Genomic DNA, 11,618 nt, shown 5'->3' with positions numbered 1-11,618 from the left:
TTTTTCATGAGCGCATCGCACAAAGACCTCCATAGTAAGTTAACATTAGGTGGTTTATTAGTTTCATTAGGAATAATTTACGGTGATATCGGAACTTCACCACTATATGTAATGAAAGCCATACTTGGCGAACATATAATTAATGCAGATATAGTTTTAGGCGGAGTCTCAGCTGTATTTTGGACACTTACCCTTCAAACAACCATCAAATATGTACTGATTACCTTAAGTGCTGACAACCATGGTGAAGGTGGTATTTTCGCCCTATATGCTTTAGTCAAAAAAACAAAAATACAATGGCTAATCGTCCCCGCAATTATAGGAGGAAGTGCCTTGCTCGCGGATGGTATTATTACTCCTCCCATTTCAGTATCTTCTGCAGTTGAGGGAATTAGAACATTTTCACCTGAAATAAATACCATTCCAATCGTAATAGGAATTCTATTTATACTTTTTACAATACAACAATTTGGAACCAAACTAGTAGGTAAGTTTTTCGCACCTATAATGTTAATTTGGTTCAGTATGTTGGCTATTTTAGGAGTATTACAAATTACGCAACATCCTGAAGTTTTCAAAGCAATTAATCCTTACTACGCTTATCATTTATTATCCATTCATCCAGATGGTTTTTTCGTGCTAGGTTTTGTATTTTTATGTACCACAGGAGCTGAAGCATTATATTCAGACATGGGACATTGCGGACGAAAAAACATCAGAATTAGTTGGATTTTTGTAAAAACAGCTTTAGTTCTGAACTATTTTGGGCAAGCAGCTTATTTAATTCATCATGAAGGGGAATCGCTACTAACTCTTGGAGGGAAAAACGGAAATCCATTCTATCTAATAATGGCCGATTGGTTTCAACCAATAGGAATTGTGATTGCAACTCTTGCCGCAGTAATAGCTTCTCAAGCATTAATTAGTGGATCATTTACATTAATAAATGAGGCGATGCGATTGAATTTTTGGCCAAAAGTCAAAATCAAATATCCTACTGAATTAAAAGGACAATTATACATACCATCTATCAATTGGCTCTTATTTTTTGGTTGTGTTGGTATCGTTTTACACTTTGAAGAATCAAGTAATATGGAGCATGCCTATGGTTTAGCAATTATATTATGTATGATTATGACAACCATTCTACTCAATTATTATTTAATAATGAAAAGAGTAAAACTCTACTTTTTCATGCCTCTTATTACTATTTATCTACTAATTGAATTTAGCTTTCTTGCCGCAAATATTACAAAGTTTGCTGAAGGCGGTTACGTAACACTTTTCATTGCTTCAATGTTAATGTCTGTTATGACGATATGGTATCTAGCTAAAAAAATCAACAAGAGTTATACTAAAATCGTTAAAATTGAAGATTACAAAAAAGTACTTGTGGAGTTAAGTGCAGATCTATCAATTCCAAAATACGCTACACATTTAGTATACATGACTAATGCCGGAAGAGTTGATGAAATAGAAGAAAAAGTAATGTATTCTATTTTACAAAAAAGACCTAAAAGAGCTGATATCTATTGGTTTGTTCACGTAAACATATTAACAGAACCTTACAAAACAGAATATAAAGTTACTGAAATCGTAAAAGATGATTTGTATCGAGTAGACTTCAATTTAGGCTTTAGAGAACCTACAAAAATAAACTTGATGTTCAAAGAAGTAATTAAAGATATGGTACAAAAAGGCGAAGTAGATATTACCAGCCGATACGAATCATTGAATAAAAATAATATTATTGGAGATTTCAAATTTGTTTTGTCTGAAAAATTCTTATCCAATGATAGTGACTTATTGTGGCATGAAAAAATAATCATGAATTCTTATTTCTTCATCAAAAAACTAAGTTTATCTGAAGAAAGAGCCTTTGGTTTAGATAGTAGTTCTGTGAAAATAGAGAAATTCCCAATGGTCTTACATGCTCCTCAAAACATAGGTTTGACTAGAGTTAAATAAAATAACCCAATAAATGAATATAAAAACACTGCTTTTGAGTAGTGTTTTTTTTTTGCATAAAATATAAAATCAACATTCATTATTTAAAATTTAACTTTCAAATCAATTAATAGTACCTTTGCACCTCAATTATTTAAAATGAGATTACATAGAAATTTAGTTTATACTACCATCGATGCTTTAAACGCCATTTTTAACGAAGGTGAATACGCAGACAAAGTGGTTGCACGATCTTTAAAAAAAGACAAACGCTGGGGAAGTTCCGATAGAAAATTTGTTGCAGAAACAATCTACGAAATTGTACGTTGGAAAAGATTATATGCAGAAATTGCAGAAGTAAAAGAACCTTTTGACAGAGATAATCTTTGGAGAATGTTCTCTGTATGGGCAGTTTTAAGAGGCTACCCAATTCCAGATTGGAGACAATTAGAAGGAACACCAGAACGAAAAATAAAAGGACGCTTTGACGAGCTTTCAAAAGTAAGAGCTTTAAAAGAATCTATTCCAGACTGGATGGATGAGTTAGGAGTTAAAGAATTAGGAGAGAAAGTTTGGGCTACAGAAATTGCGGCTCAAAACCAACCTGCTAAAGTGATTCTGAGAGTAAATACACTAAAAACAACTAAAGAAAAACTAAGAGCCATCTTAATGGACTTAAACATTGAGACAGATTATTTAACGAATCAGCCTGATGCTTTAGTACTAAAAGAAAGAGCTAATGTTTTCTTGACAGATGCTTTCAAACAAGGTTTTTTTGAAGTTCAGGATGCAAACTCCCAATTAGTAGCTGCTTTTCTTGATGTAAAACCAGGAATGCGAGTAGTTGATACTTGTGCAGGAGCAGGAGGAAAAACATTGCACATTGCCGCATTGATGGAAAACAAAGGGCAATTAATTGCGATGGATTTATACGAAAGTAAATTGAAGCAATTAAAATTAAGAGCTAAAAGAGATGGCGCTTTCAATATTGAATACCGCATTATAGACAGCACCAAAGTAATCAAAAAACTTCACGAAAGAGCTGACAGAGTTTTGATTGACGCTCCATGTAGCGGTTTAGGAGTTCTAAAAAGAAACCCTGATGCTAAGTGGAAATTACAACCTGAGTTTATAGATAACATCCGTAAAGTTCAAGCGGAAGTTTTAGAAAGTTATTCTAAAATTGTAAAACCTGGAGGGAAATTAGTTTACGCTACTTGCTCCGTTTTACCATCTGAAAACCAAGAACAAGTTGAAAAATTCTTAAAAACAGATATCGGAAAACAATTCAACTTTATAAAAGACCAAAAAATACTGGCTTCTGAGTCAGGTTTTGATGGGTTTTATATGGCATTGTTAGAACGAAAAGAAGTAATAGAATAAGTTAAGATTTATTCCTATAAAAAAAGTCCTCGAATATCGAGGACTTTTTTTATAGGAATATTTTTTTGGTTTACTATTTTCTAACTTTAAACCTTAAACTAAATTATTAATCATTCATAGAGATTAAAAACTCTTCGTTATTTTTAGTTTTCTTGAAACGATCATTTATGAAATCCATTGCTTCAACTGGGTTCATATCAGAAAGGTATTTTCTCATAATCCACATACGTTGCAAAGTCTGTTGATCTAATAATAAATCATCACGTCTTGTACTTGAAGAAGTTAAGTCAATTGCAGGAAAAATACGCTTGTTAGCAATTTTTCTATCCAATTGTAATTCCATGTTTCCAGTTCCTTTGAATTCTTCAAAAATAACCTCATCCATTTTAGAACCTGTTTCAGTAAGAGCTGTTGCAATAATACTCAAAGAACCTCCATTTTCTACATTTCTGGCAGCACCAAAGAAACGTTTTGGTTTTTGCAATGCATTAGCATCTACACCTCCACTTAATACTTTTCCTGATGCAGGCTGCACTGTATTATAAGCTCTAGCCAAACGTGTGATCGAATCCAAAAGAATTACTACATCATGCCCACATTCTACTAATCGTTTTGCTTTTTCAAGTACGATATTAGCAATTTTAACATGCTCTTGTGGTTCTCTATCAAAAGTTGAAGCTATTACCTCACCCCGAACACTACGTTGCATGTCAGTAACCTCTTCAGGTCTTTCATCTATTAATAAAACAATCAAATAAACTTCAGGATGATTCGCAGCAATTGCATTAGCAATATCCTTCAACAACATGGTTTTACCCGTTTTTGGTTGTGCCACAATCATACCACGTTGTCCTTTTCCAATTGGAGAAAACAAGTCAATGATTCTTGTTGAAATAGTACTTTGCTTTTCAGCCAATTTAAATTTTTCAGAAGGAAAAACTGGTGTCAAATGTTCAAAAGACACACGATCACGAACTACTTGCGGATCATGGCCATTTATTTTTAAAACACGAACTAAAGGAAAAAACTTCTCTCCTTCTTTTGGAGGACGAACCACTCCTTTTACGGTATCTCCAGTTTTTAAACCAAATAATCTGATTTGAGATGTTGATAAATAAATATCATCTGGCGAAGCCAAGTAGTTATAATCTGAAGAACGCAAAAAACCATATCCGTCCGGCATCATTTCTAAAACGCCTTCGCTTTCTATAATTCCATCAAATTCAAAATCAGAATGGCTGAAATTGTTTTTTTTGTTTTTATAGTTTGGATTTTGATTGCCGTTAGTGTTTTGATTTGGATTTGGATTTTGATTTTGGTTCTGTTTATTTAATTGGTTTGGATTAACCTTTTTTATGGGAGCACCAACAGTTTGATTTTCTGAAGACACAACATCTGCAGCAACTGGAGTTGCTTCGTTTTCGTTTTTAATTTCTTTAGCTGCTTCTTTGTCTTTTTGCAAAGCAATTTTCTTTTCGTAAGCAGATTTATTGAATTTTATAACCTTCCCTACTTTTTTCTCTGGAGCATCAGCTACAGGAACATCTGTTGCTTCCATTACTGGAGCTGTTTCTGCAGGAATATCTTCAGTTGCCTGAAGTTCATTTTCTGAAAAAAGAGGTGTTGCAGACTTTTGGATAATATTTTTTTTAGCAGGAACTATTCGAGCTCTTTTGGGTTTTTCTCCTTCAACATTATTCGACTCATTTTTATCTGGCGAAGAAACAACACTTGAAGCAGCTTGATGTTCTAAAATTTGACTAATTAATGTCTCTTTTTTAACACCGTTGAATTTTATTGTTTTGGACGATTTAGCAATTTCTTGAAGCTCAGATAGCTTCATTTCTTTTAATGCAGAAATATCAAACATGAATGTTCTATGAATTTAATTAGTTGGGAAATAATGTAAAAGATAGTGTGGTAACTTTTTCGTTCTGAATTGACCGCAGTATGAAGTGCTTACGGTATTGTTATGCAATAATACGAATAAAATTTAATCATACAATAGTATTTATTAAAAAGAAAATATATTTTTGTAAAACATTTATGAATCATGATACAAAGAATTCAAACCATATATTTAATACTTGCATTCGTAGTTACTGGAATTTTGCCCTTTGTTTTCCCTTTATGGACAATGAATAATGGTAAAGATTTTTTCTTCATGCAAGATCAAATTTATGTAGTAATGTTAGGCTTAAGCACAACACTTACTTTATTGAGTATTGTTTCTTTTAAAAAAAGACAAAATCAATTTGTTATTGGCAGATTGAATATCATATTAAATTTAATTTTATTAGGATTATTTGTATATCGTTCGCTAAATTTATCTGGAGAAACCGTTTTTGTTTCTGAGAAAGGTATTGGGATGTTTCTACCTATCTTGGCTATCGTATTATTAGTTTTAGCTAATAAGGCCATCAAGAAGGATGAAGATCTTGTAAAATCTGTGGACAGATTGAGATAAACCTATAAACTTAGTTTATTAGTGCGAAGAGAACCCGAATGTAATTATTCGGGTTTTTTTGTGGGAATAAAATAAATTTTCATTGTTACCGAAAATAAAAACATCATAAGATGATTCCTATAGCTTTATTTTTATAATTTTGAAGAAATAAGACCCCCGAATGTCAAAAAAAATCAGAATACACTTAGCAGATGATCACCAAGTACTAATTGATGGTATGCGATTTCTTTTGAATACCGTTCCTGATTTTGAAGTAGTAGGTTTTTCATTGGATGGCAACAACCTTTTTGAAGAAGTAATTGCTAATGAAACTGATATTCTAATTATTGACATCAGTATGCCCAAAAAAGACGGTATTGAAGTCTTGAAAGAATTTAAACAAAAAGGATTCCCTTGCAAGGTCATTGTGTTATCAAGTTATGACGAATTAAAACTGATAAAAGAAGTCATGAAATTAGGTTCTAATGGCTATTTGACAAAGAAATGCGCTGGTGATAATATAGTAGAAGCAATATATGCTGTTTTAAATGGGGAAGATTATTTTTGTAAATCAGTTCGAGAAAAAATATTTGACACTGCCGTAAAAGACAATCCAAAACTAAATAAATACGAAACTGTAGAAAATTCAATTTTATCAGGTAGAGAGATTGAGGTTATAACACTAATTTCATTAGAATTCAGTGGAAAAGAAATTAGCGAAAAACTTTTTATCAGTACTAATACCGTTGAAACGCATCGTAAAAATATTATGAAAAAACTAAATTTAAAAAACACAATAAGTTTAGTTAAGTATGCTATCAAAAACAATATTATAAAATCCTAAATCTAACAGACAAAGATTTTTTATGCCTAAAGTCAGACTTCTTATTATAGCATTAATACTGTTTTTTAACACTATAAACGCCTATAGTTTTCCTCTCGAAACAATCCCTTCAAAAAAAGAACTTACTAAAGAAGTAATGGAAGCTAAAAAGCTTCTAAAAACAGGTAACTTAGAAAAATCTTTAATAAAATCAAGACTTGCTCTACGTGCTGCTATCATGCTAAAAGACAATGATCTTATAGCTTATTCCTACAATACCATAGGTGCAAATTTTGATGAATTGTCAGAAAATGACAAAGCTTTTTATTACTACAACAAAGGACTACTTTATGCGAATAAAACAAGTAATAACGAACTTAAAAACTGGCTTTACAACAATCTTGGAAACATTTATTGTTTTGATAAAAAACAATATCAAAAAGGAATTTATTATTATAAAAAATCATTAGCCTACAGTAAAACGATTAAGAATTTAGAACAAATTCTTTTTACTAAATTGAACATAGCATGGGCCTATTTTGATATTGGCCGTTTCAAGGAAGGCTACCCTTACTTAGATTATATTAATCGTTTTCATAAAAAACACGGAGACGAATCAACTGTTGTAGCGCTCAATATGCTCAACGGCATGTATTATAGTTCTATAAACAATGCTGAAAAAGCGGATATTTTTTTCAAAAATGCTATACTCTTAGGAAAAAAAGGGAGTGAAAAATCAGACTTATCCTATTCTTATCAGGAGTATTCTAAATTTTTATTAAAAACTGGTGACTATAAAAAAGCATATGAAAACTTAGCGCTTTATAACAAAATAACAACCGAACTCAACGATGAAGAAAGGCTAAAAAAAGCAACAGTTGCAGGAATAAATCTTGAAATCGATGAATATAAAAGAGAAATTGAAAAAATAGAATCTGAATATAAGACCAAAGAAGATATTCTATTAAGAGAGCAATCTCTAAATAAAAAAATTGTTATTGTGATATTCTCACTATTCATTGTTGGTATAGTTCTTTTTTACTTTTTCTTTCAGAATACAAAACTGGCACAGAAAAACCGAATCAACAGCATCCGAAGTAAAATTCAACAAAATGTAATAAATGCTTCCATTACTGGACAGGAAATGGAACGAAAAAAAATTGCGGCTTTCTTACATGATAACATCAGTGCATTATTATCCTCGGCAGGGTTGCATTTGAATGTACATACAATGAAGAACAAAACGCAAAGTGAAGAAATTTCAAAAACAATAGCTATTTTAGGAGAAGCTCATGACAAAGTTCGTGATTTATCTCATGAACTATTACCTTCTCTTTTAGTGCGATTTGGTTTGTTTTATGCACTAAAGGACTTATGCGAAAAAAATTCAAATTCCATTATTAGTTTCCAATATAAAAGTCCAATATCTAAAAAGAAACGCTACCAAGAAGAATTTGAAATGAAAATTTATTTCATCATTACAGAACTCCTTAACAATGTCATGAAGCATAGTAATGCATCAGTAGCAAATTTAACTATTAAGGAGAATAATAACTTTTTGCAAATCCAAGTTCGTGACAACGGAAAAGGTTTTGACACTAATAAATTTGATATCATAGAAGGATTTGGACTTAATCAAATTAAAGCAAGAGTGGATGCGATGAAAGGAAATTTTTCAATTCACTCTGTGGTAGGTAGTGGAACTAGAATTAATTTTGAAGTCCTTATTTCACAAAAAATAATTTAAGCTTTCTTTTCGATTTCAATGATTTCTAAATCTTTAATTTTATCTCCATCAATTACAAAACGCAGCATGGTTCGCACCTGATGGAAACCACTTTTACCAGCTGCACCCGGATTCATGTGCAAAAGATTGTACTTCTTATCGTACATTACTTTTAGAATATGTGAATGCCCACAAATAAACAGCTTAGGAGGATTTGCAATTATTTCAGCTTTAATTTGGGGATTATATTTACCTGGATATCCACCAATATGTGTAATCAAAACGTCTACTCCTTCACACATGAAACGATTATTTAAAGGAAATTCTATTCGGGCTTTTGCATCATCAATATTACCATAAACAGCTCGTAAAGGTTTGTATTTTTTGATTGTATCCGTTACCACTAAATCGCCTATATCGCCTGCATGCCAAACCTCATCTGCCTGAGCAACATATTTCAAAATAGTGTCATCAATATGACTGTGTGTATCAGAAAGCAGAAGGATTTTTTTCATTTTTTTAAGGTACAAAGCTGTAAAGGTACAAAGTTGCCGAATAAAGTTTTGAATTATTGAAATAAAACCAAGCTCTAGCTAAACTTTTAACCTTTGCGCCACATAAAAACTTTGTACATTTGTAGCCTTGAAACTTTGCGACAAATAAACCTTGAGGTACTTTATAAAATTAGCATACAACGGAACTCATTATCATGGCTGGCAATACCAACCTAATGCTTCATCTGTGCAAGAAACTATGAGTAAAGCGTTTTCGGTATTATTAAATACAGAAATCATTCTTACAGGAGCTGGCCGAACAGATACGGGAGTTCATGCTAAGGAAATGTATGCTCATTTTGATTTTGATTCGTCTTTTGACTGTCAAAATTTAGTACATAAACTCAATTCCTATTTACCAAAAGACATTGCTGTATTTTCAATTATTCCAGTTCATGATGACGCACATACTCGTTTTGATGCTTTAAAAAGAACTTACGAATATCGTATCAACACTTTCAAAGATGTTTTTTTACAAGATTTGAGTTGGTATTTCCATCAGGATCTCGATCTTGATTTGATGAATCAAGCTGCAAAATTATTATTTAACCATACTAATTTTCAATGTTTTTCGAAAGTAAATACGGATGTAAATACTTTTGATTGCACTATTTTTGAGGCGTATTGGAAACGCGAAAATAACAGCTTGATTTTTACTATTTCGGCGAATCGGTTTTTACGAAATATGGTTCGTGCCATAGTAGGAACTTTAGTTAATGTAGGATTACACAAAATCACATTAGCTGATTTTAATGAAATTATAGAAAGCAAAAACAGAAACAATGCTGGTTTTTCAGTTCCGGCACATGGTTTATATTTAACTGAAATAGAATACAATTATATAACGAAATAGCCCTGATAGAAGTGGAAATCCTTATTTATTTGCTTTTTTTGGCAAATAAATAAGATTGAAACGGATAGCAGGAAATAGCTCCAAAAAAAAAATGAAAGCAAAAGCATTCGATACCCGATTATTCAAAAGAATTCTTCAATATACTAAACCTTATCAATTGCGTTTTAGAGGCGTGATTGCTTTTGCCATTTCCTTATCAGTTTTTGCGGCTTTGCGTCCTTATTTACTAAAGCAAACTGTTGATAGTTACATAAAACCGCATGATCAGCAGGGGCTTTTATTGTATGTGACTGCTATGGGAATTGTTCTTTTGTGTGAAGTTTTTTCTCAATTTTACTTTGTGTATTGGGCAAACTGGCTTGGACAAGATATTGTAAAAGATATTCGAAAAAAATTATTCAAGCATTTGTTGAGCTTCCGAATGAAATATTTTGATTTGGTTCCAGTAGGTCAGCTTGTCACCCGCTCTGTTTCGGATATTGAATCCATAGCACGTATTTTTAGTCAGGGTTTATTTATGATTATCAGTGACTTGATGAAAATGGTGGTTTGTATGGGAATTATGTTTTGGATGAATTGGAAATTGTCGCTAATCGTAGTGTTTGCAATGCCTATTTTAATATATTTCACTAGATTGTTTCAAAAGAAAATGCAAATTGCTTTTGAGGAAGTAAGAACTCAAATTGCTAATATGAATTCCTTCGTTCAAGAACGCGTTACGGGAATGAAGATTGTTCAGCTATTTAACCGTGAAAGAATTGAGTACGAAAAATTCAAAGATATTAATGATAAACATAAAAAAGCTTGGATAAAAACGATTCTTTACAACTCCATTTTCTTTCCAATTGCTGATATTATATCTTCTATCACATTAGGACTTGTGGTGGTTTATGGTGGTTTTGAAATTATAGGTGGAAGCTCTTTTACTACTTTGGGAGAATTGACAGCTTACACGATGTTTATAGGAATGTTGTTTAATCCGTTACGCCAAATTGCAGATAAATTTAATGAGATGCAGCTAGGAATGATTGCGGCAAATCGTGTTTTTGAAATTTTAGATACTCAAGACCAAATTCAAGATACTGGAATGGTAGAGGCGCCAATTTTTGAAGGAGACATAACCTTCAAAGAGGTTCGTTTTAGCTACATTCCAGATGAAGAAGTGATTAAAGGAATTGATTTAGAAGTTGCAGCTGGTCAAACCGTTGCTATTGTAGGTTCTACAGGAGCAGGAAAATCAACAATTATCAATTTACTGAATCGTTTTTATGAAATTAATAGCGGTTCTATTTATATTGACAATCATAATATTGAAAATTATACCTTGAGTTCATTGCGCAGACAAATTGCGGTAGTTCTGCAAGATGTATTCCTTTTTGCAGATACAATTTTCAATAATATTACTTTAAATAATCCTGAAATTTCAAGGGAACAAGTTTTGGCTGCAGCCAAAAAAATTGGCGTTCATGATTTTATTATGAGTTTACCCGACAATTATGATTTTGATGTAAAAGAGCGTGGTGTTATGTTGTCATCCGGACAGCGCCAATTGATTGCTTTTTTACGTGCGTTTGTTAGCAATCCAAGTATTTTGATTCTAGATGAAGCAACCTCTTCTATAGACACCTATTCTGAAGAACTGATTCAGCGTGCTACCGAAACTATTACAGAAGGGAGAACATCGATTGTTATTGCGCATCGTTTAGCAACAATTGTCAATGCAGATAAAATTGTAGTAATGGACAAAGGTTTAATTGTAGAACAAGGAACACATCAAGAACTTATCAATAGAGAAACTGGGTATTATAAAAACCTATATGATTCTCAATTTTCGGTTGCAAATTAAATTATAAACGACTCACAAACCAATCTCTGTTTTTAAAATA

At 32.1% G+C, this 11,618-nt stretch carries 9 protein-coding genes; 7 read left to right on the top strand and 2 right to left on the bottom strand.

Features of this window, described 5'->3' with window-relative positions; genetic code table 11:
* The first annotated feature begins 6 nt into the window (after positions 1-6).
* A complete protein-coding gene (locus C8C88_RS10450; RefSeq protein WP_121338066.1) occupies positions 7-1,968 on the top strand; it encodes a KUP/HAK/KT family potassium transporter in 1,962 nt (653 codons plus the stop codon).
* Positions 1,969-2,106: 138 nt separating this feature from the next.
* Positions 2,107-3,330 (top strand): RsmB/NOP family class I SAM-dependent RNA methyltransferase, encoded by a 1,224-nt coding sequence (locus tag C8C88_RS10445; RefSeq protein ID WP_121338065.1) that lies wholly within the window; start codon positions 2,107-2,109, stop codon positions 3,328-3,330.
* A gap of 106 nt (positions 3,331-3,436) precedes the next feature.
* On the opposite strand, the gene rho is transcribed toward C8C88_RS10445, so the two are convergent.
* The gene (rho, locus tag C8C88_RS10440) at positions 3,437-5,200 is read right to left on the bottom strand and encodes a transcription termination factor Rho (RefSeq protein WP_121338064.1); all 1,764 of its coding nucleotides are present in this window, start codon (positions 5,198-5,200) and stop codon (positions 3,437-3,439) included.
* 183 nt (positions 5,201-5,383) lie between these two features.
* Here rho and C8C88_RS10435 point away from each other — a divergent pair, with 183 nt between their 5' ends.
* From C8C88_RS10435 to C8C88_RS10425, 3 genes are all read left to right on the top strand, one after another.
* Positions 5,384-5,797, top strand: a complete 414-nt coding sequence (locus C8C88_RS10435; RefSeq protein WP_121338063.1) for a DUF4293 family protein — start codon at positions 5,384-5,386, stop codon at positions 5,795-5,797.
* 160 nt (positions 5,798-5,957) lie between these two features.
* Positions 5,958-6,620, top strand: a complete 663-nt coding sequence (locus C8C88_RS10430) for a response regulator transcription factor (RefSeq protein ID WP_121338062.1) — start codon at positions 5,958-5,960, stop codon at positions 6,618-6,620.
* A gap of 22 nt (positions 6,621-6,642) precedes the next feature.
* Positions 6,643-8,346: an ATP-binding protein gene (locus C8C88_RS10425; protein ID WP_121338061.1), complete on the top strand. Its 1,704-nt coding sequence runs from the start codon at positions 6,643-6,645 to the stop codon at positions 8,344-8,346.
* On the opposite strand, the gene C8C88_RS10420 is transcribed toward C8C88_RS10425, so the two are convergent.
* Positions 8,343-8,840 (bottom strand): metallophosphoesterase, encoded by a 498-nt coding sequence (locus C8C88_RS10420; protein WP_121338060.1) that lies wholly within the window; start codon positions 8,838-8,840, stop codon positions 8,343-8,345. The genes C8C88_RS10425 and C8C88_RS10420 overlap by 4 nt on opposite strands.
* Before the next feature lie 151 nt (positions 8,841-8,991).
* Here C8C88_RS10420 and truA point away from each other — a divergent pair, with 151 nt between their 5' ends.
* Positions 8,992-9,732, top strand: coding sequence for a tRNA pseudouridine(38-40) synthase TruA (gene truA, locus C8C88_RS10415; protein ID WP_121338059.1), 741 nt, complete (start codon positions 8,992-8,994; stop codon positions 9,730-9,732).
* A gap of 91 nt (positions 9,733-9,823) precedes the next feature.
* Positions 9,824-11,578, top strand: coding sequence for an ABC transporter ATP-binding protein (locus C8C88_RS10410; RefSeq protein WP_121338645.1), 1,755 nt, complete (start codon positions 9,824-9,826; stop codon positions 11,576-11,578).
* Positions 11,579-11,618: the final 40 nt, after the last annotated feature.

The sequence above is a fragment of the Flavobacterium sp. 123 genome, assembly GCF_003634825.1.
Lineage (GTDB): Bacteria > Bacteroidota > Bacteroidia > Flavobacteriales > Flavobacteriaceae > Flavobacterium.
The sequence above is the reverse complement of the archived record's forward strand: the minus strand, read 5'-3'. Positions and strand labels throughout refer to the sequence as shown.